The sequence below is a fragment of the Enterobacter cloacae complex sp. ECL414 genome, assembly GCF_021869685.1.
In the GTDB taxonomy this organism is placed as follows: Bacteria; Pseudomonadota; Gammaproteobacteria; order Enterobacterales; family Enterobacteriaceae; genus Enterobacter; species Enterobacter kobei.
Genome location: NZ_CP091481.1, coordinates 2,599,860 through 2,623,817 on the forward strand (window position 1 = coordinate 2,599,860; position 23,958 = coordinate 2,623,817).

General features: G+C 53.3%; 24 protein-coding genes. 7 read left to right on the forward strand and 17 right to left on the reverse strand.

What is annotated here, in order from left to right:
* Nucleotides 1-20: 20 nt before the first annotated feature.
* The 15 genes from L3068_RS12560 to pspA all read right to left on the reverse strand — a co-directional run bounded on the left by L3068_RS12560 (nucleotide 21) and on the right by pspA (nucleotide 14,458).
* On the reverse strand, nucleotides 21-935 hold the full coding sequence (locus tag L3068_RS12560; RefSeq protein WP_014884049.1) for an OmpG family monomeric porin: 915 nt from the start codon (nucleotides 933-935) through the stop codon (nucleotides 21-23).
* Between the two features lie 66 nt (nucleotides 936-1,001).
* Entirely contained in the window at nucleotides 1,002-2,084 is a 1,083-nt protein-coding gene (locus L3068_RS12565) for an ABC transporter ATP-binding protein (RefSeq protein WP_014884050.1), read from the reverse strand.
* A gap of 3 nt (nucleotides 2,085-2,087) precedes the next feature.
* The gene (gene pgmB, locus L3068_RS12570; RefSeq protein WP_087529407.1) at nucleotides 2,088-2,762 is read right to left on the reverse strand and encodes a beta-phosphoglucomutase; all 675 of its coding nucleotides are present in this window, start codon (nucleotides 2,760-2,762) and stop codon (nucleotides 2,088-2,090) included.
* Nucleotides 2,752-5,031, reverse strand: coding sequence for a glycoside hydrolase family 65 protein (locus tag L3068_RS12575; RefSeq protein WP_117580464.1), 2,280 nt, complete (start codon nucleotides 5,029-5,031; stop codon nucleotides 2,752-2,754). The genes pgmB and L3068_RS12575 overlap by 11 nt, the downstream gene beginning before the upstream one ends.
* Nucleotides 5,025-6,083, reverse strand: coding sequence for a D-glucoside 3-dehydrogenase (gene ycjS, locus L3068_RS12580; RefSeq protein WP_086527826.1), 1,059 nt, complete (start codon nucleotides 6,081-6,083; stop codon nucleotides 5,025-5,027). The genes L3068_RS12575 and ycjS overlap by 7 nt, the downstream gene beginning before the upstream one ends.
* An 11-nt stretch (nucleotides 6,084-6,094) precedes the next feature.
* Nucleotides 6,095-6,883, reverse strand: coding sequence for a 3-dehydro-D-guloside 4-epimerase (gene ycjR, locus L3068_RS12585; RefSeq protein WP_117580263.1), 789 nt, complete (start codon nucleotides 6,881-6,883; stop codon nucleotides 6,095-6,097).
* A gap of 17 nt (nucleotides 6,884-6,900) precedes the next feature.
* Nucleotides 6,901-7,953 carry a D-guloside 3-dehydrogenase gene (gene ycjQ, locus L3068_RS12590; RefSeq protein ID WP_117580264.1) on the reverse strand — a complete coding sequence of 351 codons (1,053 nt, stop codon included), beginning with the start codon at nucleotides 7,951-7,953 and terminating at the stop codon, nucleotides 6,901-6,903.
* Nucleotides 7,954-7,982: 29 nt separating this feature from the next.
* Entirely contained in the window at nucleotides 7,983-8,825 is an 843-nt protein-coding gene (locus L3068_RS12595; RefSeq protein ID WP_014884056.1) for a carbohydrate ABC transporter permease, read from the reverse strand.
* The gene (locus L3068_RS12600; RefSeq protein WP_014884057.1) at nucleotides 8,812-9,693 is read right to left on the reverse strand and encodes a carbohydrate ABC transporter permease; all 882 of its coding nucleotides are present in this window, start codon (nucleotides 9,691-9,693) and stop codon (nucleotides 8,812-8,814) included. Before L3068_RS12600 ends, L3068_RS12595 begins: the two co-directional genes overlap by 14 nt.
* A 22-nt stretch (nucleotides 9,694-9,715) precedes the next feature.
* The gene (locus tag L3068_RS12605; RefSeq protein WP_117580267.1) at nucleotides 9,716-11,008 is read right to left on the reverse strand and encodes an ABC transporter substrate-binding protein; all 1,293 of its coding nucleotides are present in this window, start codon (nucleotides 11,006-11,008) and stop codon (nucleotides 9,716-9,718) included.
* A 14-nt stretch (nucleotides 11,009-11,022) separates the two neighbouring features.
* Nucleotides 11,023-12,720 (reverse strand): sugar phosphorylase, encoded by a 1,698-nt coding sequence (locus tag L3068_RS12610; protein ID WP_214602755.1) that lies wholly within the window; start codon nucleotides 12,718-12,720, stop codon nucleotides 11,023-11,025.
* Nucleotides 12,721-12,915: 195 nt separating this feature from the next.
* Nucleotides 12,916-13,140 carry a phage shock protein PspD gene (gene pspD / locus L3068_RS12615; RefSeq protein WP_023338371.1) on the reverse strand — a complete coding sequence of 75 codons (225 nt, stop codon included), beginning with the start codon at nucleotides 13,138-13,140 and terminating at the stop codon, nucleotides 12,916-12,918.
* 12 nt (nucleotides 13,141-13,152) lie between these two features.
* The gene (pspC, locus tag L3068_RS12620; protein ID WP_045135282.1) at nucleotides 13,153-13,512 is read right to left on the reverse strand and encodes an envelope stress response membrane protein PspC; all 360 of its coding nucleotides are present in this window, start codon (nucleotides 13,510-13,512) and stop codon (nucleotides 13,153-13,155) included.
* Nucleotides 13,512-13,736, reverse strand: a complete 225-nt coding sequence (gene pspB, locus L3068_RS12625; RefSeq protein WP_014884062.1) for an envelope stress response membrane protein PspB — start codon at nucleotides 13,734-13,736, stop codon at nucleotides 13,512-13,514. The genes pspC and pspB overlap by 1 nt, the downstream gene beginning before the upstream one ends.
* Before the next feature lie 53 nt (nucleotides 13,737-13,789).
* The gene (gene pspA / locus L3068_RS12630) at nucleotides 13,790-14,458 is read right to left on the reverse strand and encodes a phage shock protein PspA (RefSeq protein WP_023337367.1); all 669 of its coding nucleotides are present in this window, start codon (nucleotides 14,456-14,458) and stop codon (nucleotides 13,790-13,792) included.
* 167 nt (nucleotides 14,459-14,625) lie between these two features.
* On the opposite strand from pspA, the gene pspF reads away from it, so the two are divergent.
* The 7 genes from pspF to L3068_RS12665 all read left to right on the forward strand — a co-directional run bounded on the left by pspF (nucleotide 14,626) and on the right by L3068_RS12665 (nucleotide 22,070).
* Nucleotides 14,626-15,603: a phage shock protein operon transcriptional activator gene (pspF, locus tag L3068_RS12635; RefSeq protein WP_023330538.1), complete on the forward strand. Its 978-nt coding sequence runs from the start codon at nucleotides 14,626-14,628 to the stop codon at nucleotides 15,601-15,603.
* A gap of 88 nt (nucleotides 15,604-15,691) precedes the next feature.
* The gene (gene sapA, locus L3068_RS12640; protein WP_014884065.1) at nucleotides 15,692-17,332 is read left to right on the forward strand and encodes an ABC transporter substrate-binding protein SapA; all 1,641 of its coding nucleotides are present in this window, start codon (nucleotides 15,692-15,694) and stop codon (nucleotides 17,330-17,332) included.
* A complete protein-coding gene (sapB, locus tag L3068_RS12645) occupies nucleotides 17,329-18,294 on the forward strand; it encodes a putrescine export ABC transporter permease SapB (protein ID WP_014884066.1) in 966 nt (321 codons plus the stop codon). The genes sapA and sapB overlap by 4 nt, the downstream gene beginning before the upstream one ends.
* Nucleotides 18,281-19,171, forward strand: coding sequence for a putrescine export ABC transporter permease SapC (gene sapC / locus L3068_RS12650; protein ID WP_014884067.1), 891 nt, complete (start codon nucleotides 18,281-18,283; stop codon nucleotides 19,169-19,171). The genes sapB and sapC overlap by 14 nt, the downstream gene beginning before the upstream one ends.
* Entirely contained in the window at nucleotides 19,171-20,163 is a 993-nt protein-coding gene (gene sapD, locus L3068_RS12655) for a putrescine export ABC transporter ATP-binding protein SapD (protein WP_014884068.1), read from the forward strand. The genes sapC and sapD overlap by 1 nt, the downstream gene beginning before the upstream one ends.
* 1 nt (nucleotide 20,164) lies before the next feature.
* Nucleotides 20,165-20,971: a putrescine export ABC transporter ATP-binding protein SapF gene (sapF, locus tag L3068_RS12660; protein WP_014884069.1), complete on the forward strand. Its 807-nt coding sequence runs from the start codon at nucleotides 20,165-20,167 to the stop codon at nucleotides 20,969-20,971.
* A 157-nt stretch (nucleotides 20,972-21,128) separates the two neighbouring features.
* Nucleotides 21,129-22,070: an ATP-grasp fold amidoligase family protein gene (locus L3068_RS12665; RefSeq protein ID WP_047344617.1), complete on the forward strand. Its 942-nt coding sequence runs from the start codon at nucleotides 21,129-21,131 to the stop codon at nucleotides 22,068-22,070.
* Here the strand turns inward: L3068_RS12665 and L3068_RS12670 are convergent.
* Nucleotides 22,051-23,115, reverse strand: a complete 1,065-nt coding sequence (locus L3068_RS12670; protein WP_117580271.1) for an ATP-binding protein — start codon at nucleotides 23,113-23,115, stop codon at nucleotides 22,051-22,053. The genes L3068_RS12665 and L3068_RS12670 overlap by 20 nt on opposite strands.
* Nucleotides 23,112-23,816 carry a response regulator gene (locus tag L3068_RS12675; protein ID WP_023338377.1) on the reverse strand — a complete coding sequence of 235 codons (705 nt, stop codon included), beginning with the start codon at nucleotides 23,814-23,816 and terminating at the stop codon, nucleotides 23,112-23,114. The genes L3068_RS12670 and L3068_RS12675 overlap by 4 nt, the downstream gene beginning before the upstream one ends.
* Between the last annotated feature and the right edge of the window lie 142 nt (nucleotides 23,817-23,958).

The following is a 23,958-nucleotide window of genomic DNA, read 5'->3' on the forward strand; positions in this document are numbered from 1 at the left end:
CGCCCCTGGTAAGTGATGTATCAGAACGCGTAATTCACACCTACGCCCGCATAGTGGAAGCGGTCGCTCTCGCCCTCATCGTGGTTTTCCCATTCATACGCATATTCCAGCGTCATGGATAAACCGTTGTTGAAGTCATAGGCATACAGCATACCCAGGCGGTTGAAATCATGCCCTTCACGCGACGGATCGTCCTGCCAGTCCCAGTTTGACCAGCGGTCAAGACCCAGGCGGGTGTAAGGCGTTAAGGTTGTCTGGCCCAACGAAACAGGCAGATAGGCACGAATTTCCTGCGTGGAAAACTCGCCGTTATTACGTGAGCTGTCCATATTGAAACCGCGCTCTAAATAGTAATTTACTTTGGCGGAGACGGTTTCATTGATTGTCCAGGTAAAGCCCGTTTCGGTCTCAACACGGCTGTCAGCATAACCGGTTTTTTCCAGATCGTTAGCAAACTGATACATAGCAAGCCAGCCACTAAAGCGCCAGTCATCGGTTAATTTAATATCCCAGTCTGGCTGTACTTTGTAGCGCTGCATATTTGCGCTGCCGTCTTTGGCACCGTGCTCATCTTTAAAGTGATAACCATAATTACGGAAGCCGCCGGTCAGACCAAAAGTAAAATCATCGGTTCCAATAAAGCGATAGCGTAATTCAAATTCCGGACGGTCAAAATAGGTTCCGCGCGTCATGCTGCTGTAATCAACGGGCCCTTCCTGATACATCGCCAGAGAAATTGTCCAGGCATCCCAGGTCGCATTAAACCACACGGAAGGTTCATATAATCCATCTTTATCGTCGCCCTGACCTTCGACGTTTTCAATTTCATACATGGCCCCGATATTAAATTCCCACTGTTTCGCAGTTTCTGCCGCTTGCGCACAGCTAACCCCTGCGCACAGAACGAGCGCAGCACTTTTTAGTAGAGTACTCATGAGATATTCCCTTTCTAATTAACCAACAAAAAAACCGGAAATTTGCATTTCCGGCAAACACCTTTCTTATCTAATAGCCGCTTCCGTATCAGCGTCGAAGAAATGGCACTTATTCATATCGAACTGGATGCCAATATTATCTCCGGCGACGTAGTCATTCGCTGCACCTGCACGGACAACCAGTTCATGCCCCCCTACGGTGGCATAAAGCATAAATTCAGCGCCGGTCAGTTCAGCCACGCTGACTTTCGCCGTGATGTCTTCTCCGCTGCTCTGCAGGGTAAGAATGTCTTCCGGACGGATACCGAAGACGACCGCTTTACGCTGGTAACCTTGCGCATTCAGTTCGGCCAGCTTGTCTTCAGGGATCTCCAGACGCAACGTTTCCGTGACGAAATAACGATCGTCGATAGCGCCCCGAATGAAGTTCATCGCCGGTGAGCCAATGAACCCTGCGACAAACATATTGGCCGGCTCGTTGTACACTTGCTTCGGCGCCCCGACCTGCTGAATGATGCCGTCTTTTAAGATCACGATGCGGGTGGCCATCGTCATGGCTTCCGTCTGGTCGTGCGTAACATAAATCATGGTGGTATTAAGCTTCTGGTGCAGCTTGCTGATTTCAGCACGCATCTGTACGCGAAGCTTGGCATCAAGGTTGGACAGCGGTTCATCCATCAGGAAGACACCGGCTTCACGCACGATCGCCCGGCCTAACGCCACGCGCTGGCGCTGACCACCGGACAGTGCGCCTGGCTTACGCTTGAGATAATCACGTAACCCCAAAATCTGCGCCGCCCAGTTAACACGCTCCTCAATCACCGCAGGCGCTATTTTTTGCATTTTCAGGCCAAACGCCATGTTGTCGTAGACCGTCATATGCGGGTAAAGCGCGTAGTTCTGGAAGACCATCGCGATATCGCGAGATTTAGCGGGGACATCATTCATGCAGACCCCGTCAATGATCAGCTCACCGGCGCTGATCTCCTCCAGCCCGGCAATCATGCGCAGGGTCGTGGATTTACCACATCCCGATGGACCAACGAACACAATGAATTCTTTGTCTTCTATTTCGAGGTTGAAATCTTTAACCACATGGACCTGGTTATCGTAGATTTTCTGGATATGTTTTAGAGACAGTTGAGCCATAATTTATTCCTTATCAATACGCCGGGTTGCCCAGAATTCAGTCAGGCATGTCCAGGTCAGTTCCTGCGTTGAATGAAGTTGTAATCCTGCATGGTTAAGGCCAGGCCCAATCCCTACCGACAACATCCCTGCGGCGTTGATTGCCTGAACGCCCGCAGCGGCATCTTCAATGCCGATAGCCTCTTCAGGACGTACATCCAGACCGGCACAGGCGGCGAGAAAGATCTCCGGGTCTGGCTTTGAGCGGTGAATGCGGGAAGCATCCGCGCAAAAATCGAATGCCTGATCTATGCCCAGCGCGTGCAAAATCCCCGGGGCATTGAGCGATACGGACGCGAGCCCAATTTTGACTTTCGCTGCACGGATCTCCGCCAGCACGTCTCGAATCCCCGGAAGCAGCGAATCCTGCGTCAGCGATGCCAGCGACTGGACATAACGCGCGTTTTTTTTCGTCGCAAGCGCAAGGCACTGCTCATCGCTAAACATCCCCTCTTTTCCGCCATGCTTCAGAATGCGCAGAAGAGAATCCATACGGCTTATTCCCTTCAGCTGTTCGTTAAAGACTTCGTCGAAGGTGATGCCAATTTCCTCCGCCACGGCTCGCCAGGCCAGAAAGTGGAGGTGTGCGGTATCGGTGATCACACCGTCCAGATCGAATACAACAGCCTTAAGCGCCATGGTGCCCCTCCGTGGTAGCGGTCCCATTTTCAGATGCAAGAAAGTCCTTACGGGTGATAACTTTTCGCGCCGACACATGTAGCGTTTTGCCCCACAGCGTTAGCGTGGCAGGTGCCGTCGTTTCAATGGTTAACACCTCGTTTTCATAGGTGAAATGCAGGGTTGCGTTGCGCCACCGCAGTGGGAATGCCAGTTTCTGCCAGTGAGCAGGCAGTTTCGGCGCAAGCTGCAGTTCCCCTTCGATAATTTGTAGGCCAGCAAACCCCTGAACCGCGCCAGACCAGATCGCACCGGTGGCGGCAGCATGTATCCCTTCATCACTGCTGTGCGGATCGTCACCCAAATCAATGCCGATGCCATCACGCCAGAAGGCATAGGCCCCCTGCGTGTCACCGCAGCGCGCGAGAACAATCCCGTGAATGGCTTTGCTCAATGACGAATCATGGATCGTGCGTGGCTCATAAAACGCCAGATTGGCGGCACACTGCTGCGGCGTAAACCGTTCCGGCAGCAGGTAGTTAAGCATCACCACATCGGCCTGTTTCAGGATCTGCATCTCGTTCACTTCCGCACGGGAATAATCGAGCAGAATCGTCTGCTTACCCGCTTTGGCTTTATAGCGGGTCAGATCAATGGCAGGTTTTGACATGAAGGAGTCATCCTGCGGGATAACACCCTCTGCATCGGCCTCTGGCAGCCATAAGCGCTCCAGGAACTGCGTGGCATTCTCCGTAAAACGCGCATCTTCACGCCCAAACATCGCCATAAACTGACGGGCACAGGCAACGTTGTGCCAGGCCAGATAGTTGGTGTAGGCATTGTTATTCACATGCTCGGTGTATTCATCCGGCCCTATTACGTCATGGATTTCGAGACGACCATTGATTTCCGTTGCGCGTCCCATCCAGAACGAGGCGGTTTCCATCAGCAGCGTCAGACCCTCATTACGCATAAAGGCATCATCATGTGTCGCCTGCCAGTAAGCGACGACGGCCCAGGCGATATCTGCCACGATGTGATGCTCAGCAAGCGCGGAGGCCACCTTCTGGCGTATCCCGGTACGGATGTTGATCGCCGCGAACTCTGGCGTTTCTTCCTCCCCACTCGCCGCGCTTTCCCATGGGAACAACGCGCCGGGCCAGCCGTTACGACGGGCTTTCTCCCGGGCGCCAGCGAGATTAAGCCAGCGATAACGCAGCAGGCTGCGGGCAATCTGCGGGCGAGTAAAGAGATGGAAAGGCAGCAGGAATATTTCGGTATCCCAGAATACATGACCTTTATACCCCTCTCCCGTCAGCCCTTTCGCGGCGATACTGCTTCGCTCGTCTTGGGCAGGCGTCATCGTGGTCAGGTGCCAGACCGCATAATCCAGCGCCATCTGATCCTGAGGTTCCGCAGACGTCACTTCCACACGAGCGTCACGCCAGACGGCTTTCCAGGCATACGCTGAACTTTCCAGCAAGGCGTCGTAGCCTCTTGCTGCGCAGACTTTGAGATCGGCCAGCGCGTTGCGAGCGAAAGACTCCTGCGAAAGCGCTTTGTCACTGCGGTGGGTTACCCAGACAATTTTTTCAAGCGTGACAGTGTCACCCTGCGCAATCGTCAGGGAATGGTGCACGTTGAGACGACGATTTTTGGCGGTAAAACAGCTGTCGCTCTTCGTTGAGAGCTGACAAAACGCCGAAACGACGACATCTGACGCCCGGTCCTGCGTTTCATACACGCCCTGCATGTAGTGCTGGTCAAAGACTCTGACCGAGATTTCATCCAGATGCTGTCTGCCGCTGTTCGTTTGCGTTGCATCAATACCGGTTTTCAGCACGGCCTGCGAAGCAGCATCAAGCGGTGTGATCGAAAGCTGCATGGCCACCAGAGGCAACTGGTCCAGCGACACAAAACGACGGCTTTCCAGCCGGTAACGGTTTCCGTCGGGCGAACGCCAGACAACGCGACGATGCAGCTCGCCGTTGGCAAAGGCCAGCTCGCGCTGCCACGCCAGAATCTCCCCTGCAAGGAGGGTGAAATTGACGCCATCCAGCTCAACATCAATGCCCGTGATATCGGGCAGATTGACGAGCTCGGTGGTTTCGTTGCGTCCCGCACGATGATACAGACCCGCAAGGTACATGCCTCTGGTTTGCAGGGTGTAATCTTCTTCATGCGCAGCACGAATGCCCATGTAGCCATTGCCGCAGGCCATAACAGAGGCGTATTTATTCAGGCTGTGAGGACAAAAGCCCGGATCGGTTAAGACAGACACGTTCAGCATAATGTCACGCATTCCCCTGTTTCTGCTGATTCATAAAGCGCGGCGACAAGCTGCTGAATAACCAGGCCCTGTTCTGCATCCGCGATCATGACGGGCTCTCCCTGCACATGGCGTACGAAGGCATCCATACTGCGTAAATGTCGCTGGTCATCAGCCTCTTCACGCTGCGCGAGGGTGACTAACGCCCCGGCTTCGTCGTTATAGATGTGCGCCGGGAACAGCGTTGCTCCCGCTTTTTCGCCGCAGAAAGCGACATTCATGATGGACTGCTCGCGGATGTTAAGCGCAAAGGAGGTGTCCAGACGCAGAATGCCGCCGTTACAGAATTCAATCGTGCCAAACAGGGCATCCTCAACGGTGTATTGCGTAGGATCCCACTCGCCAAACTGGCCGGTGCTTTTGCGGTTTCCCAGCCTCTGAAAGCTGTGCGCGGTCACACGCTTTACCGCAGGGAAACCCAGGACATACATGGCGGCATCAAGCATATGAATGCCGATATCAATCAGCGGTCCGCCACCCTGTAATGATTTGTTGGTAAACACGCCCCACCCCGGCACACCGCACCGCCGCACCGCCTGCGCCGATGTGAAGTAAACTTCACCGAGCGTGCCATTCATTACCGCCTCTCGCAGTTGCTGGGTATCCAGGGCAAAGCGGTGGTGAAAATCATAGGCCAGCACTTTGCCTGCTTTACGCGCCGCGATGCGCATCTGGTCGGCCTGTTGCGGCGTCATCGCCGGGGGTTTTTCACACATCACATGACACCCCGCTTCGAGGGCCGCCATCACATGTTCAAAATGGAACCGGTTAGGCGAACAGACGCTCACCACGTCCGGCTTCACCGTTTGCAACATCTCGTGAGCGTCCTGCCATGCCGATGGAATAGCATAACGTTCCGCGAACGCCTGTGCCTGCTCAAGGCGGCTGTCCATGACAGCCACCATGTGAACATCACTGCGCGTGGCGTAATACGAGGCATGCACTTTGTCCGCGACCTGCCCGGCGCCAATAATGGCGACGCGCAGAGGCGAAGGTGTAGTAGCACTCATCACGCTCGTCATCCTTAGCATTCACGCAAATAAGTGAGTGAGTCCTGATAAGCCTGAGCCGGATTGTCGGCGCGAACGCGGCACTCATACACCACATAACCCTGGTAGTTATCGGCACGCAGCTGATCGAACAGGCTGGCGAAATCGAGGCTGCCGCTGCCCGGCTGATAGCGGTGGTTATCAGCAATATGCACATGCCCCAGCAGATCGCGGTTCTGATGCAGCGCATCCGTCAGCGAGTCTTCTTCAATGTTCATATGATAGAAATCACCGATGATCTGCACGTGCTTGAGATCGTTCTCTTCGATATAACGACGCGCGTCTGCCAGGGTATTGATCATATGATCCTGGTAGCGGTTCAGCGGTTCCAGGTAGACGGTCGTACCGGTGCGTGCAGCAACCTCATCCAGCCAGCGCAGCGACGCTCTTACCGCTTTGCGGTCGCCGTCCAGGCTGCGTGGGGAGGTCATTGGCGGCAAACGGAAGGTAAACATTCCCCAGGCCGCAGGCACGATAATGCCCTTTCCACCCACTTCCGCCAGGGCTTGCAGAATGCGTTCAATCTGCTGTAGCCCGTTGAGACGACGTTCTTCGATAAAATCACCGATCCAGCCATCGTATCCGCCACATGCCGTCGTCACCGGCAGACCCGTGGCTTTAATAGCCGCTTTCACTTCCTCGAGGTTTTCGACCAGCAGTTTGCCGTCAATTTCGTAGCCATCAAACCCCATCGCTTTGATGTATTCGAATTTTTCCATGATGTTGGCTGGGAAAAAGGCCTGGTTTTGCGTTGCGATTTTCATGATTTGCTGTCCTTAGCTTAAAAAGTGACGCCCATTTTGATACTGAGTTCCGGATGCTGATCGACATACTTCATGTAGCTTTCCGGGCTGGAGGTGAAGGTCACGACCGGGTCAATCAGATCGTCACAGTTGAGATAACCGTTCATCAGCAATTCCCAGCAGGTCTCTTCGATACGCTTGCGGCTCCAGCGCGGGTAGTCCGGGTTGGGTTCGCTGCAGGCGCGGGAGAAAACAATCTTCGCGTTATTGAAGTGTGCTTCGCGGCCGAGGTTGAAACCCGCAGCAAATGGCTTAGCGAACGCAACGTATGAGATGGTGCCGCCGTAGGCAAGTCCACGCAGCGCAGACTGCAGCGCATCCGCAAAACCGCTGGTCTCGATGATCACGTCCGCGCCCTGCTTGCCGGTCAGCTTTTTAATTTCCAGACCCACATCGGTACCGATTGGGTTCAGACAGTGATCTGCGCCATGACGGCGAGCGATCTCACAGCGGTGCTCGATAGGATCGACACCGATGACCACTGACGCACCGGCTTTTTTTGCCAGCTGTATGGCAATCTGTCCGATGGCGCCCAGACCGACCACCACCACAAAGTCGCCTACACGGACATTGGCATCACGCACGCCGCTCATGGCGAACTGCGCCGGATCGTAGCAAACAGCGTTTTTCCAGGATGCGCCCTGCGGCATTTTGCGCAGCTTGTAGTTGTTAACCGCATTGACAATGACCGTCTCCTGCAGCGGACCATAGCAACAGACGCTGTCGCCTGGCTGGTATTCCGTTACGTCAGCACCGCATTCAATAATGTCGCCGACGATCATGTTCCCCAGCTGGAATTTACCGAATTCGATACCGCGCGCAGCGCCCTCTTCACGCGGCGTAAACATCTGCCACTCCGCGTTGAACTCTTCATCAATAAACGGGCTTGCCGCACGGAAATCCACAACTTCGGTACCGTGTTTTGGTGCACCAAAACGGGCACGAATTTTCACTTCATGTGCTTCCACAACACGATCTTCATATTCCACGAGCGCCGCCACGCGAGGCGCTGTCGCAACTAACTTTTTCATATCTTGCTCCTGATAAAAAATTGGCCGCCTCAGCCCTTAACGCCACCGGCGGTCAAACCACTTTTAATAAAACGTTCAGAAAGTGCGTACATGATGACCACCGGAAGCGCCGTCACCAGCGATGCCGCCATCATGCGACCCCAGATATAATCTGGTGTGCTGAAGAGCGTGTTCAGCCCGACCGGCAGCGTAAAGTTGCTGGCGCTGGACAGGAAAATGGAGGCAAACAGGTAGTCGTTCCATGCCACCATGAAGCAGTAAACAAACACCGACACGAGTCCGGAAATCGCCAGCGGTACGGTAATGCGGAAGATGATTTGCAGGCGGTTCAGACCATCCATCATCGCGGCCTCTTCTATTTCGTCCGGGATGGTGTCGAAATAGCTGCGCAGCATGAATACTGCCGTAGGTAATGTCTGGGTCACCATGGTGATGATCAGCGCCAGCTCCGTGTCATAAATGCCGAGCGCTGTGATGATCTTGAACAGCGGCACCACCAGCAAAATCCCGGAGAACATATAAACGGTGTAGAAGCTCGCATTGATCGTCGTGCGTCCTTTAAAACGCAGTTTGGACAAGGCGTAAGCCCCCAGCGTGCCAAGGAACACCGCAATCACCGACGAGGTCAGCGATACCACCATGCTGTTGCGGAAGTAATCCACAAACGGGAAGATCAGCGGGTTAAAGATGTCGACATAATGCTGAAGCGTCCACGCCTGCGGCAAAATGGTCGGGTGCAGCGATATAGCCTCTTTCGCGCTCTTAAACGACGTCATCAGCATCACGAAGAACGGGAACAGCGTGATGATCAGAAATACCGCCAGCCCCAGATAAAAACCAATACGGCTAAGTACGCGTTTATTTGTTGCCATTGAGGTTTACCCTTTTTCTGGTCAGCAGAATCACAGCGAAGATGATCACAAACAGCACTACAGAAATCGCTGCTGCTTTACCCAAGTCATTGAATGCGAATGCAGTTTTATAGAGATAGACGCCTAAAATATCGACCTTCGTGGTCAGCAGGTAGACATCCGCAAACATGTAGAACATCCAGATGGTTCGCAGCGTCACCACCGTAGCCAGCACTGGCATGATGGCGGGCAACGTCACGATACGAAAACGCTGCCAGGCGTTAGCCCCGTCCATCTCTGCGGCTTCGTACAACGATTTGTCGATGGTCTGCAAAATCGCCAGGAATGAAATGAAGGCGTACGGGAAGTAGCGCCAGATGGCGAACAGCACGACCAACACAAAGCTACTGCCGGGGTTGTCGAACCACAGCGGTGCCTGGTCATAAAGGTGCAGCAGATCAACGCCCAGGTAGTTCACAATGCCGTAGCCGTTGTTGAACATATATTTCCAGGCAAACACCAGGGAAATAGACGGCGTCACGTAGGATAAAATCACCAGTGAACGTGCCGTTTTGCGCATCCGAAATTCGCGATTAAAGAAGATCGCCACGGCCAGCCCCAGCCCGGTGCTGCCCATCACCACCAGCGCCGTGTACCAGAACGTCATCCACAGCGAGTGCCAGAATGCCGCATCACTGAGGATGCGAATGTAATTGTCCAGCCCAACAAACACAGCGCTAATGCGCGGGTTAAGCGGCAGTCGTAAGAAACTGATTTCAATATTGGAAATCATTGGCCAGGCCACCAGGCCCCCCAGCAAAATCAGGCTGGGGGCCAACAGCAGCATGGCGAAAGGCATATCTGATCGACCAGAAAACAACGTCTTCATAATTTCCTTCCGCAAAGCGCTCCTATCGTTGTGAAATCAGGTCAGCCAGTCGCTTCTGGCTATTGCTGAGCGTGGCGTTGAGATCTTGCTTACCCACCGTGACGTTATGCACCATGGAACTGATAATGCCGGATCCGGTGACATCGCCCATGCGGGTGAAGTTTTTGTCGCCCACTGCGCCAAACACCTGCACATTTGGGAACTGAGCAATCAGCTCATAAGGCAGTTGCCCAAACGCTTTAATGACCTCGTTGTTTTTCCAGGTATCCGTACCTACCACCAGCTTGTTCACCGGCAACGCCGCACCAGGCGACATCATGACCCAGTCGGTTGCGTTTTGAGCCTGCTCCATCCACGTCACAAACTTTTCAGCCGCCTGCGTTTCATCTTCAGATTGCCCCGTGGTGATCGTCAGCGATGTGATCATGCCGTAGACTGCAGAGGTCTTTTCGGTAGGGACCACGAAGCCAAGATTGGCAGGGTTTCCATCCTGGAATACCGCAGGCAGGATGTAGGTGGAATAAACCGCCATCGGTGCGGAACCGTTCATGAAGGCATCTTTGATCTCCATGACGTCGTTCGAGCCCGGCATGGTGGTCGCGGCCAGCGCTTTATAAAAAGAGAGCGCTTTCGCCATCTCAGGGGTATCGATTTCGACGTTCCCGTAGGCATCAAAAACGTTCGCGCCGCCGGAAAGTGCAAACTGGGAGAATGCCTGCTCGGTCATGACGCTTTCCGCGGTAGGCAGCGCAATGCCGTAATGTTTTTTGGCCGGGTCGTTAAGTTTCTCACTGGCCTTCAGCAGTTGTTCCCAGTTGTGGGGCTCCTCAATACTCGCAGAAGCCAGCACATCTTTGTGATACCAGACGCCGGACAGCCAGGCACTCATTGGCACGCCCGTCCAGGCGGTACCGTCTTCGGTACGGACTACGCGCAGGATCCCGTCATAGAAGGTGTTTTCGCCTACCGCTTTAATGGCTTCGCCTATCGCTTTGCGATCCAGCAGCTGTTCCTTATCCATGACTTTTGCGTAATCATGGCTGACTTCAATCACCTCAGGCAGCGCCCCGGTTCTCGCGAGCGTAATCACCTTGGTGTTGTAGGCGTCTTCTTCCACAGGCACCTGTTTCACCGTGATGCCAGGGTTCTCTTTTTCAAATTTCTCGATCAGTTTCGTAATAACCGCCTGACGCTCCTGCTCTACTGAAGAGTGCATAAAATCAATGGTCACAGCAGACGTTTTATCATCCTTACAGCCTGATAACAGGGCGCACGAAACCAGTGCTGATAACAGCACAATTTTGGGCATTTTCATTTAAGGGTCCTTTTTTAGTTTTCTTTAATCCACATAACCTGCCATGGATTGAGGGTCAGTTCCGTACCGTCAATAGCCTGTCCTGATAGCAATTCCACACCGGAAAGTACTTTCTCGTAAACGGTATGAACGTTATGACTAAAATTAAATAGCGCGGTAATTCTTTCACCATTATCAGCCACGCGAACAATTTTAAGAATCTGTTCATCAAGTGATTCAAACATTGCCTGAGCATCAGGATGAAATGCGCGTTCTCCACGACGAATAGCAATAAACTCGCTTAAACGGGAATAGATTTTATGGCGAATGCTTTGTTTATTATTGAGCTCAAGGTCAACCTGACCGGCGGTGTATTTCTTGCGGTTTATCGCGCGGTTATAGCCGAGGCGTTCAACGCCTTCATAATCGTTACGCGAGCCAAGAATGCTTTGAATATATACGGCAGGTACACCCGGGAAACTCAGCAGTACAGCATGCGCCAGAATAAACCGCGCAATACGTTCATCATCCGGGCTGTCTTGCGAGCTTAATGCGTCCAGATAGGTCACATTGATTTCGTAAGGACTGCGCGTTCCGTCAGGATTATTTTTCCAGTTAACCAGCGCCCCTTCCTGCTGAAGTTTTTCAACCAGTGACAGTATTTCTGACTCCGGAAGAATGCCGCGTAACGGGTTCAGGCCGATACCGTCATGAGACGCCAGGAAGTTGAACCAGGTCGTTTTTGTTGAAGGCAGCGCCAGCGAACCCGCCCACTGGCAAAGTGCTTTTACATCCTGACGATGAACAGCATGCAGCACCAGCGGTGGCAAGGAGAACTGATAGACCATCTGAGCTTCATTTTCACCATCACCGAAGTACGAGATATTGTCTTTATGCGGGACGTTTGTCTCGGTAATGATCACCGTGCCGGGTGCCACAGAATCGGTAATCGCACGGAAAAGCTGGATAAGGCAGTGTGTCTGCTCAAGATGGATGCAGCTGGTTCCTGGAATCTTCCACATAAACCCAACGGCGTCGAGGCGAATGTAACGCGCCCCTTCCGCCAGGTAATGGAGCAGTACGTCAACCATCGCAATCAGTACCTGAGGCGAGGCGAAGTTGAGATCGATCTGGTCATCACTGAACGTGGTCCAAAGATGACGCACGCTTCCATCATGCAGCTTAAATGGCGTCAGCAGCGGTAATGCACGAGGACGCGTCACGGCAGATAAATCAGTTTCAGGATCGACAGAAATAAAGAAATCGTCAAAGCCCGGCTTCTGCGCAAGATAATTAGCAAACCATTCACTTTTTGCTGACATATGGTTGCACACGAAGTCAAACATTAAGCTGGCAGACTGTTTTAATTCAGCAATATCCTGCCAGCTTCCGGTTTCAGGCGCGACGCTGTGGTAATCAATAACGGAAAATCCGTCATCAGAGGACCACGGATAAAAAGGTAAAAGATGGACATGGGAAAACGTGCGGGCAAGCCATTCATTATAAAAGCGGGTAAGCACCGGCAACGCTTTCTCCCCTTTCGCGGAGAACTGATCGGCGTAAGTAATCAGGACAACATCTTTTTCACCCCAGCCTGATTTGCGCTTTTCTGTAATATCAATAGCGGCTTGCTCAAGCTTTGATAATAACACGTCTAAATGTGCGTCAGAAAATGATTCACCGTAGATATGATTGATAAGTTTTTTAATTTTTGCGTTCACTTTATTTTCCATGGTAGCGGTCCCACGAAGGGCAATCTACTCCCATGAAAAATATCTGTCAACGAAGCGGGAGGCTGAAAAACGCAATTCCAAAGCGGGTCTGCTCAGTATTGTGAGCTGCCGCAAAGAAAGCACATTAAAGGGAGGGAAATGTTTGAGACGGCGCCAGCCCTTCTCTGGGAAAGTAGGGGCTGACGCGCGTGTGAATTAGCGGGATAAGTAACGGCGCGATAGCCGTTTTGCCACTTTTTGCAGCATTGGTTCGAGCGCTACGGCCAGCAACATTCTGACCGGCTTACGGGCAACAGATTTGATCGCCCAACCCGCCACACCTGCCGGGCCGTAACGTAATGCCGTCATCAGAACCAGCTTACCTGCGATTTTCAGGCCGGGTTTTACCTTCTGACCGGCCTGTTGCCAGTTTTGCTTCATATAAATTCTCTCTTAAAGCTGACGAAAACGACTTCTCAGCGTAAAGGTATCCGACGTGACATAACGTTCCATTTCACGCAACCGCTTCTCCCCTGCGGCCAGTTGCTCGTCAACCGCATTCAGAAGATCGTTACTGGTTGGTGCACTTTCTGCGACCAGTTCTCCGTCGGGCATGGGATCAAGGACAAACGACAGTACGATGTATGCCACGAACGTGATAAACGCCAGACCGAAGAAAATAGACAGTACCGTCACCACACGAACCAGTTTTACCGGAACGTCAAGATAGTGTGCCAGCCCGGCACAAACGCCACGCACCATCCCCTGCTGTGGGATTCGCCACAACTTTTTGTTCAGATTCAGTCCGGTCATTAACGATCCCTCCAGTTTGGATGTTCTGCATCCAGGATCGCTTCCAGCGCCTGAATGCGGTCACGCATCTTATTCGCCTGTTCGGTAAGCTGCGCAAGACGTTGCTGTTCACTCTGGGAAAGATCGCCTTGTGAAGAACGGTTGCTGTAGTGCAGCCATAGCCAAATCGGCAAAACAAACAGCACGAAAATCGTCAGGGGAATGGCCAGAAAAAGCGCGCTCATGTGTACTCCTTGTCTTAGGATGCATAGCGGCACGCTCAGGTGCCGCAACAGTATTATTGGTTATCTTGCTTCATTTTGGCTTTCAATGCCGCCAGCTGCTCGCTGATTTCATCGTCCGCTTTCAGGTCGGCAAACTGTTGATCCAGTGACTTTTGCTTCCCGATGCTGTGGCTTTCTGCTTCCGCTTCCATCTGATCGATGCGACGCTCAAAAGACTCAAATCGCGCCATGGCCTCATCCAGCTTGCCGCTGTCCAGCTGACGGCGTACGTCGCGGGAAGAGCTTGCCGCCTGATGACGCAGCGACAGCGCCTGCTGACGTGCGCGGGTTTCGCTCAGTTTGTTTTCGAGCTCACCAATCTCTTTTTTCATGCGGGTGAGGGTGTCATCCACCAGCGTCACTTCATGCTCAAGCGTCGCGACCATGTCCGTCAGCTTCTGTTTTTCAATCAGCGCCGCACGAGCCAGATCTTCTTTATCTTTACGCAGGGCGAGTTCCGCTTTTTCCTGCCATTCATTGAGCTGGGCGGTAGCCTGCTCAATCCGGCGCGTTAACTGTTTTTTCTCAGCAAGCGCGCGAGCAGAGGTAGAACGCACTTCAACCAGCGTGTCTTCCATCTCCTGAATCATCAGACGCACCAGCTTCTGCGGGTCTTCCGCCTTTTCCAGCAGTGAGTTGATGTTGGCGTTCACGATGTCGGCAAAACGAGAAAAAATACCCATAATAAAAATCCTCTTATTTCTGTGGTCGGGCAATGCCCTGCTGTTGAGATAATACAATTCCCGTGCCAGTTTTTTATCCTATTGATTTTGCTTGATGTGTTTGATTTATACGCAATGAAGAACTATGCTGACCTGGTGAATATCGCTAAGGAGTGGTTAATTTCATCATGGCTGGATACAAAGACAATTTACTCGGGGAAGCAAACAGCTTTCTGGAGGTGCTGGAACAAGTGTCTCGTCTTGCACCGCTCAACAAGCCGGTGCTGATTATCGGCGAGCGCGGCACGGGTAAGGAACTGATTGCCAACCGCCTGCACTATTTATCCGGACGCTGGGACGGCCCCTTTATCTCGTTAAACTGCGCGGCGCTAAATGAAAACCTGCTCGATACAGAGCTTTTCGGCCACGAAGCAGGCGCCTTTACCGGCGCCCAGAAGCGCCATCCGGGACGGTTTGAGCGCGCCGACGGCGGTACGCTGTTTCTTGATGAACTCGCCACCGCGCCCATGCTGGTGCAGGAAAAACTGCTGCGCGTCATTGAGTATGGCGAACTGGAGCGCGTCGGCGGTAGCCAGCCGCTGCAGGTTAACGTGCGTCTGGTGTGCGCCACCAACGCCAATCTGCCGGAGAGGGTCGCGGAGGAGAAATTCAGAGCCGATCTGCTCGACCGCCTGGCCTTTGACGTTGTTCAGCTTCCCCCCCTGCGCGAGCGAAGAAGTGACATTATGCTGCTCGCAGACCAGTTTGCGATTCAGATGTGCCGCGAGCTCGGCCTGCCTCTGTTCCCCGGCTTCAGCGATTATGCAAAGGAGACGCTACTGGCCTATCACTGGCCGGGAAATATTCGCGAACTGAAAAACGTCGTGGAGCGCTCTGTCTACCGCCACGGCAGCAGCGAGGCGGAACTGGATAACATCATTATCGATCCTTTTCAGCGTCATGCGCCGCCGGTCACCGCCCCCTCATCGTCTGACCACGCCCCCGCCCTCCCTCTTGATTTACGTCAGTTCCAGCACGACCAGGAACAACAATTGCTGGAGCAAAGCCTGAAGACGGCGAAATATAACCAGAAACGGGCGGCTGAACTCCTGGGTCTGACCTACCATCAGTTACGGGCATTGCTCAAAAAGCATCAAATGCGCTGACAATATCGGCACTTACCCGCAGACATTTTTACGAAGCAGGCGTAAGTGCGATACACTTTGCAGATCGAACCTAAAAACCTTAAAAATTATGCGTCTGGTTTTATCGTCCTTTTTTGCACTCGGTCTGTTCAGCAGCATGGCTTTTGCCGCGCCGGGGCAGACTTCGCAGCCTGACATCCGTGACAGTGGCTTCGTCTATTGCGTGAGCGGCCAGGTGGATACCTTCAACCCGCAAAAAGCGGGCAGCGGCCTGATTGTCGATACGCTTGCCGCGCAATTGTATGACCGTCTACTTGATGTCGACCCGTACACCTACCGTCTGGTCCCTGAGCTTGCGGAAAGCTGGGAAGTGCTGGACAACGGTGCAACCTACCGCTTCCACCTGCGCAATGATGTCGCGTTTCAGCGCACGCCGTGGTTTACCCCCACGCGCAAGCTGAATGCGGACGATGTGGTCTTTACCTTCCAGCGGATCTTTAATCGCAATCATCCGTGGCATAACGTCAATGGAGATCATTTCCCTTACTTCGACAGTCTGCAGTTTGCCGACACGGTTAAGAGCGTGCGTAAGCTGGATAACCGAACGGTTGAATTTACGCTAACGCGCCCGGATGCCTCCTTCCTCTGGCATCTGGCGACCCACTATGCGTCCGTCATGTCTGCTGAATATGCGTCGCAGCTTGCGAAAAAAGATCGCCAGGAGTTGCTCGATCGCCAGCCGGTGGGCACCGGTCCGTTCCAGCTGGCTGAATACCGCGCGGGGCAATATATACGCCTGCAGCGTCATGAACATTTCTGGCGCGGCACGCCGCTGATGCCGCAGGTGGTGGTTGACCTCGGCTCCGGCGGAACGGGACGTCTCTCAAAACTGCTCACCGGGGAATGTGACGTGCTCGCCTGGCCTGCCGCCAGCCAGCTCACTATTTTGCGTGACGATCCGCGTCTGCGTCTGACGCTACGCCCGGGAATGAACATCGCTTATCTGGCCTTTAACACGGATAAGCCGCCGTTGAATAACCCTGCCGTCCGTCATGCCCTGGCGCTGGCGATTAACAACCAGCGTCTGATGCAGTCGATCTACTACGGCACGGCGGAAACCGCGGCCTCTATTTTACCGCGCGCCTCGTGGGCCTACGACGGTGAAGCTAAAATTACGGAATACAATCCGGCAAAAGCACGCGAACAATTGAAAGCGCTGGGCGCGGAAAACCTCACCCTCCAGCTTTGGGTGCCGACCAGTTCCCAGGCGTGGAACCCGAGCCCGCTGAAAACGGCCGAACTGTTGCAGGCAGATATGGCACAGGTGGGCGTCAAGGTGATCATCGTGCCGGTTGAGGGCCGTTTCCAGGAGGCGCGCCTGATGGACATGAATCACGATCTTACCCTGACCGGTTGGGCCACCGACAGTAACGACCCGGACAGTTTCTTCCGGCCGCTGCTGAGTTGTGCGGCGATCAACTCGCAGACCAACTACGCTCACTGGTGTAACCGGGAGTTTGACGCCGTGCTGCAAAAAGCGCTCTCTTCCCAACAGTTGGCCTCACGCATCGATGCTTATGATGAAGCGCAGAAAATCCTCGCCGAGGAGTTGCCCGTGCTGCCGCTGGCCTCTTCCCTGCGTCTCCAGGCCTATCGCTATGATATTAAAGGTCTGGTGCTGAGTCCGTTCGGCAATGCCTCGTTCGCGGGCGTCTCGCGCGAAAAAGAACAAGAGGTGAAAAAACCATGATTATTTTTACCTTGCGCCGACTCCTGCTGCTGCTGGTGACGCTCTTTCTGCTGACCTTTGTCGGTTTCAGCCTGAGCTATTTTACGCCGCACGCCCCGCTTCAGGGCTCATCGTTGTGGGATGCCTGGCTGTTCTGGTTTAACGGTCTGCTGCACTGGGATTTCGGGGTGTCCAGCATCAACGGGCAGCTTATCTCCGACCAGTTGAAAGAGGTTTTTCCGGCCACGATGGAGCTGTGCATTCTGGCCTTCGGTTTTGCCCTGATGGTGGGGATCCCCGTGGGTATGCTGGCCGGGATCTATCGCAACAAATGGCAGGATAAGTTCATCAGCGCCCTCGCCCTGTTAGGCTTCTCCATCCCGGTATTCTGGCTGGCGCTGCTGTTAACGCTCTTCTTCTCGCTGACGATGGGCTGGCTACCGGTCTCGGGCCGCTTCGACCTGCTCTATACGGTGAAATCGGTGACGGGTTTTGCCATTATTGACGCCTGGCTGTCCGATTCAGTGTGGCGTCATGAGATGATCGTCAGCGCCGTGCGCCATATGGTGTTGCCGGTACTGACGCTGGCCGTCGCCCCGACCACGGAAGTGATTCGCCTGATGCGCCTGAGCACCATCGAGGTGTTTGACCAGAACTATGTCAAAGCCGCCGCCACGCGGGGTTTGTCACGCCTGACCATTCTGCGCCGCAACGTTCTCCATAACGCGCTACCGCCGGTGATTCCGCGTCTGGGGCTGCAGTTCTCCACCATGCTCACTCTGGCGATGATCACCGAGATGGTCTTTAGCTGGCCAGGGCTGGGACGGTGGATGATCAACGCGATTCGCCAGCAGGACTACGCCGCTATTTCAGCGGGTGTGATGGTGATTGGTTCGCTGGTGATTATTGTTAACGTGTTGTCCGATATTTTGGGTGCGATGGCTAACCCGTTGAAGCATAAGGAATGGTATGCCTTACGATAACGTATACAGTGAAAAGCGCACACCCGGTGCGCTGCGTACCGTGTGGCGTAAGTTCTATGGTGACACCACGGCGATGATCGGCCTTTATGGCTGCGCCGGGCTGGTATTACTCTGCCTCTTTGGCTCGTGGTTTGCCCCGTATGGCATTGACCAGCAGTTCCTCGGCTATCAGCTTCTGCCGCCTTCCTGGTCACGCTACGGCGAAGTCTCTTTCTTCCTCGGCACTGACGACCTCGGACGTGACGTATTGAGCCGCCTGTTAAGCGGCGCTGCCCCGACGGTGGGTGGCGCATTTGTGGTCACGCTTGCGGCAACAGTCTGTGGACTGGCGCTCGGTATTTTTGCGGGATCCACGCATGGCCTGCGTTCGGCGGTACTGAACCACATTCTGGACACCCTGCTGTCGATTCCGTCTCTGCTGCTGGCGATCATTGTGGTTGCTTTTGCCGGACCGCATCTGTCGCATGCGATGTTTGCCGTCTGGCTGGCAATCCTGCCCCGCATCGTGCGTTCGGTTTACAGCATGGTGCATGACGAGCTGGAAAAAGAGTATGTCGTCGCCGCCCGTCTGGACGGCGCGACCACCTTCAACATCCTGTGGTTTGCCGTTCTGCCGAATATCGCCGCCGGGCTGGTCACCGAGATCACCCGTGCGCTGTCGATGGCGATTCTCGATATTGCTGCGCTCGGCTTCCTCGACCTTGGCGCCCAGTTGCCGTCACCTGAATGGGGCGCAATGCTCGGTGACGCGCTGGAGTTAATCTACGTGGCACCGTGGACAGTGATGCTGCCGGGGGCGGCGATTATGGTGAGCGTGTTGCTGATCAACCTGCTGGGCGACGGTATTCGCCGTGCAATTAACGCGGGGGTGCAATAATGCCACTTCTTGATATCCGCAACCTCACCATCGAATTCAAAACCGGTGAAGGCTGGGTTAAGGCCGTCGATCGCATCAGTATCACGCTTGCTGAGGGTGAAATTCGCGGGCTGGTGGGGGAATCTGGCTCAGGAAAAAGCCTGATCGCCAAAGCTATCTGCGGCGTGGCGAAAGACAACTGGCGCGTAACCGCCGATCGTATGCGCTTCGACGACATTGACCTGCTGCGCCTCTCCCCGCGCGAGCGGCGTAAGCTGGTTGGTCACAACGTCTCGATGATCTTCCAGGAGCCGCAATCCTGTCTCGATCCGTCCGAGCGCGTGGGTAAACAGCTCATGCAGAACATCCCCGGCTGGACCTATAAAGGCCGCTGGTGGCAGCGTTTCGGCTGGCGTAAACGTCGCGCCATCGAACTGTTGCACCGCGTCGGTATCAAAGATCATAAAGACGCGATGCGCAGCTTCCCGTATGAGCTTACCGACGGTGAATGTCAGAAGGTGATGATTGCTATCGCGCTGGCTAATCAGCCGCGCTTGCTGATTGCAGATGAACCCACCAACGCGATGGAGCCGACCACGCAGGCGCAAATTTTCCGCCTGCTGTCACGTCTGAACCAGAATAACAACACCACCATTTTGCTGATCAGCCATGACCTGCAGATGTTAAGCAAATGGGCGGACAAAATTGATGTGATGTACTGCGGGCAAACGGTCGAAACCGCCCCCAGCGAAGACCTGATCAACGCTCCGCATCATCCGTATACGCAGGCGCTTATCCGGGCTATTCCTGATTTTGGCAGCGCCATGCCGCACAAGAGCCGCCTGAATACCTTGCCAGGGGCGATTCCGCTGCTGGAATCCTTACCGATAGGCTGCCGTCTTGGGCCTCGTTGCCCGTATGCTCAGCGTAAATGTATTGAGACACCACGCCTGACCGGCGCTAAAAATCATCTTTACGCCTGTCATTTCCCGCTGAACATGGAGAGAGAGTGAAATGGTCGAAACCTTACTGGAAGTCCGCAACCTGAGTAAGACCTTTCGCTATCGTACGGGGCTGTTTCATCGTCAGACTGTCGAGGCGGTAAAGCCGCTAAGTTTTACCCTGCGTGAAAAACAGACGCTGGCGATTATTGGCGAAAACGGTTCCGGGAAATCGACGCTGGCGAAGATGCTTGCCGGCATGGTAGAGCCTACCGCTGGAGAAGTGTTGATTGACGATCATCCTCTGGCGTTTGGAGATTACTCTTTCCGCAGCCAGCGTATCCGCATGATCTTCCAGGATCCGTCAACCTCGCTCAATCCCCGCCAGCGTATTTCGCAGATTCTGGATTTTCCTCTGCGTTTGAACACCGAGCTGGAGCCCGAGGCGCGACGAAAGCGCGTCTTTGAAACCCTGCGCATGGTGGGACTGTTACCGGATCACGAAAGCTACTATCCCCATATGCTGGCCCCCGGCCAGAAACAGCGCCTGGGTCTGGCGCGCGCGTTGATTTTGCGCCCGAAGGTAATCATTGCCGACGAAGCGCTTGCCTCGCTGGATATGTCGATGCGTTCGCAACTGATTAACCTGATGCTGGAGTTGCAGGAAAAACAGGGTATCTCCTATATCTACGTTACCCAACATCTCGGAATGATGAAGCACATCAGCGACCAGGTGATGGTGATGCACCAGGGGGAAGTTGTCGAACGTGGCAGCACAGCGGATGTCATGGCCTCTCCGCTTCATGAGCTGACGAAACGACTGATTGCCGGTCATTTCGGTGAAGCGCTGACCGCCGATGCGTGGAGAAAGGACCGCTAAGCACAACGGTACCCCCCCCCCCGCTAAATTAAGGATTAAATAACCTGCGTACGTTATTTAATCCTTTTAATTTTCGTCTCCATCCTTGCTCCATATTTTACGCAATATCCATCAACAGTTCTTCTCCAGAATATCAGGACATTACGGAGGAGAAAAAATGATCACCGCCACTTATGTTCTAAAATACACAGAGTATCTCATCAGAAAATGTCGTTCATTTTTAATGACGGACCTGCACTTCCATACTGTGAGGCTCAAGAGAACAACCGGGAAAACCCCTGACATTAAATCACCCTCGACGTTGAGTGAAAAAATATGCCATCGTCTGGTCTATGACCATAATAACGTCTATACAATGCTTGCCGATAAACTCGCCGTTCGGGAATACGTTTCTTCCAGAACTACGCGCGTGAAAACGGTGCCATTACTTGGTGTTTATACCAGGGCGTCGCAAATTGATTTTTCAGTACTTCCTGACAAATTCGTCCTTAAGTGCAACCATGACAGTGGTAGCACAATAATATGTACCGACAAAGCGCACTTTAATGACAGGGAAGCCTGTAAAAAACTGAGCCTCGCGTTAAAGAAAAATCTGTACTACACCACGCGCGAATGGCAGTACAAAAACATTACGCCGAGTATACTTTGCGAGCCATTTGTCGATCTCTTCGACGATGCTGACAGGAATACAACGCCCGAAATGTTGAGGATCCATTGCTTTCATGGCGTTGCCCACTATGTTGAAGCGGATTTTACGGATGATAACGGGAAAGGGTTTATCAACGTTTATGACAGGCACTGGAACTTACAACCTTTCCAGATGGAATATCCGAATACTTCAGCAGATCCTGGCGAACCGCTTTTATTCCGAGAAGCATTGTTGGCCTCCCAGGAGCTGGCGCAGGGAATTGATTACTGCCGCGTTGATCTTATGCTAAAAAAAGATGAAATCTATTTCAGTGAAATAACCCTAAGCCCGAGACGCGGTAAACTGACGATTACCCCACAGGAATGGGATGCTAAGCTAGGACAAATATGGCATTTATCGCCAGCAAGCACATTTAATCTGCCGCTGAAACTCACGGGTCGGGCCAGGTGAGTTTAAATATTGAGTGGTTTTGCTTTGATAAGGTATAAGTGACATCGCCACCATGGGCCAGCATGATGGCTTTTACCACCGATAAGCCTAAACCACACCCTTCGGGATTCAATGCCCTGGCGCCATTATCCCGCTGAAAAGGCTGAAATAAAAAATCGTGGAAGGCCTCAGGGATGCCCGGTCCGCCATCCTGAATAAGAATATAATTGCCTTTATCAGACACGCCATTTTTGACAATGAGCGTCCGCGAGGTTGAATAGTGTAATGCGTTGTCAAACAGAACGGCCAGACACTGGTTGATACGCAACGGATCGAACACACAATGCTGCTCCCTCAACGCTGTCTTTATCGTAAACTGATTACGTTTAAATTCGGGCATGAACGTATCAAGCGCGTCCTGTATTGTCCCTTTGAGATCCGTTCTGGATTTAGACAACGTATAACCCGCCCCACCGTCAGAGCTGACAACCCGTAGATCTTCAATCAGGCGGGTTAACCCCTCGGTCTGCCTGAGAAGATTATTAAAAAGCAACGGATCCGGTTCAAAAACGCCGTCTACCAGACCCTGAAGCCGCCCGCGTAAAATCGTGACCGGGGTTCTGAGTTCATGGGCAATGGCGGCATTCCAGGATTTACGCTGCATATCCAGCGTCTGCAGTTTTTCCGCCATTTCATTGAAATCCATGACCAGGTGATTGATCTCTCCCAGCCTGGAACTGGCACAATAAGCCCGGGCATCCAGTTGGCCCTGCGAAATTTTTTTCAGGCTGGACGCGACCGCGTTTAGCGGGGTGAGTATCCGCGAGGAAAGTTTGATCGTTAAAAAAACCGCGAATATCAGACTGATTGTTGTTGCTGTCCCGATCCACACCCAGTCCCACAGGGTCATCTGCTCGTCTTCCCCCGCCGCAGCGCCGCCGGGGAGGTGATCCAGAATAAAGGAGTAAAAAAACCAGGAGCCCAGTATTGAAATGGCAATGATCGTAAACGTCAGCAACATCATGTACGTTAAGATCTGACGACTCAGGACAGACTCTCTGTTCATTTTTTCTCCCCAAGCCGGTAACCCATGCCCCTGATGCTCTCAGGGACGCCGTAAAGCCCCGCGAGCTCAAGTTTTTTACGCAGCTTGCTCATATGGCTATCTACTGTTCTGTCGAGGGTATCACCTTCAGGAAGACATGCGTTGAGTAACTCTTCGCGGGAGCAGACCTTTCGCGGATATCTGACCAGATACGTAAGAAGCTTAAATTCCGTCGTCGTTAACACCGGGGAGATCACTTCAGGTCCCACGGTAACCTCAACGTAGAAATCATCCGGATAGACCGTAATAAAAGGCGTCCTGATAGGCGCGGCCCCCGCCTGCTGAATAGCGGGTTTGGTTCTGCGCAGCACCGCTTCAACCCGCGCGACAACTTCAGAAGGGTTAAAAGGCTTGATAACGTAATCATCTGCGCCAAGCCTCAGCCCCATGAGTTTATCTACGTCCTGATCGAGGGCAGAAACCATAATGACGGGCACGGAACTTTCCTGACGAAGCGTCGTGAGGACGCTCCAGCCGTCGCATACGGGCAGATGAATGTCCAGCAAGATGAGATCCGGTTTATGAAGGCGATTAAGCGCTATCGCCTGCTCGCCCTGTCTGGCCCTCAGCGTTTTCATCCCTGAACGCTCTAAGTAACTCATCAGTATTTCAGCAATGTCGTCTTCATCTTCAACAACAAGGATTAGAGTATTTTTGTTCATTTTATCTCCGCGGGTGAAATCCCTTTGAGCACGCTATCAGATATCTTTAGCACAATAAGACACAGCCTCCGGGAAAAAGTGCCGTAGCCATGAAAATTTCCAGCACTAATTTAAATGTCCGGCCATGCCTCCACACAGCCTA

Bases quoted from the DNA above. Each gene is read 5' to 3' on its own strand.
- L3068_RS12560 (WP_014884049.1), bottom strand. From the start codon at position 935: ATGAGTACTCTACTAAAAAGTGCTGCGCTCGTTCTGTGCGCAGGGGTT.
- L3068_RS12565 (WP_014884050.1), bottom strand. From the start codon at position 2,084: ATGGCTCAACTGTCTCTAAAACATATCCAGAAAATCTACGATAACCAG.
- pgmB (WP_087529407.1), bottom strand. From the start codon at position 2,762: ATGGCGCTTAAGGCTGTTGTATTCGATCTGGACGGTGTGATCACCGAT.
- L3068_RS12575 (WP_117580464.1), bottom strand. From the start codon at position 5,031: ATGCTGAACGTGTCTGTCTTAACCGATCCGGGCTTTTGTCCTCACAGC.
- ycjR (WP_117580263.1), bottom strand. From the start codon at position 6,883: ATGAAAATCGCAACGCAAAACCAGGCCTTTTTCCCAGCCAACATCATG.
- ycjQ (WP_117580264.1), bottom strand. From the start codon at position 7,953: ATGAAAAAGTTAGTTGCGACAGCGCCTCGCGTGGCGGCGCTCGTGGAA.
- L3068_RS12595 (WP_014884056.1), bottom strand. From the start codon at position 8,825: ATGGCAACAAATAAACGCGTACTTAGCCGTATTGGTTTTTATCTGGGG.
- L3068_RS12600 (WP_014884057.1), bottom strand. From the start codon at position 9,693: ATGAAGACGTTGTTTTCTGGTCGATCAGATATGCCTTTCGCCATGCTG.
- L3068_RS12605 (WP_117580267.1), bottom strand. From the start codon at position 11,008: ATGAAAATGCCCAAAATTGTGCTGTTATCAGCACTGGTTTCGTGCGCC.
- L3068_RS12610 (WP_214602755.1), bottom strand. From the start codon at position 12,720: ATGGAAAATAAAGTGAACGCAAAAATTAAAAAACTTATCAATCATATC.
- pspD (WP_023338371.1), bottom strand. From the start codon at position 13,140: ATGAAGCAAAACTGGCAACAGGCCGGTCAGAAGGTAAAACCCGGCCTG.
- pspC (WP_045135282.1), bottom strand. From the start codon at position 13,512: ATGACCGGACTGAATCTGAACAAAAAGTTGTGGCGAATCCCACAGCAG.
- pspB (WP_014884062.1), bottom strand. From the start codon at position 13,736: ATGAGCGCGCTTTTTCTGGCCATTCCCCTGACGATTTTCGTGCTGTTT.
- pspA (WP_023337367.1), bottom strand. From the start codon at position 14,458: ATGGGTATTTTTTCTCGTTTTGCCGACATCGTGAACGCCAACATCAAC.
- pspF (WP_023330538.1), top strand. From the start codon at position 14,626: ATGGCTGGATACAAAGACAATTTACTCGGGGAAGCAAACAGCTTTCTG.
- sapA (WP_014884065.1), top strand. From the start codon at position 15,692: ATGCGTCTGGTTTTATCGTCCTTTTTTGCACTCGGTCTGTTCAGCAGC.
- sapB (WP_014884066.1), top strand. From the start codon at position 17,329: ATGATTATTTTTACCTTGCGCCGACTCCTGCTGCTGCTGGTGACGCTC.
- sapC (WP_014884067.1), top strand. From the start codon at position 18,281: ATGCCTTACGATAACGTATACAGTGAAAAGCGCACACCCGGTGCGCTG.
- sapD (WP_014884068.1), top strand. From the start codon at position 19,171: ATGCCACTTCTTGATATCCGCAACCTCACCATCGAATTCAAAACCGGT.
- sapF (WP_014884069.1), top strand. From the start codon at position 20,165: ATGGTCGAAACCTTACTGGAAGTCCGCAACCTGAGTAAGACCTTTCGC.
- L3068_RS12665 (WP_047344617.1), top strand. From the start codon at position 21,129: ATGATCACCGCCACTTATGTTCTAAAATACACAGAGTATCTCATCAGA.
- L3068_RS12670 (WP_117580271.1), bottom strand. From the start codon at position 23,115: ATGAACAGAGAGTCTGTCCTGAGTCGTCAGATCTTAACGTACATGATG.
- L3068_RS12675 (WP_023338377.1), bottom strand. From the start codon at position 23,816: ATGAACAAAAATACTCTAATCCTTGTTGTTGAAGATGAAGACGACATT.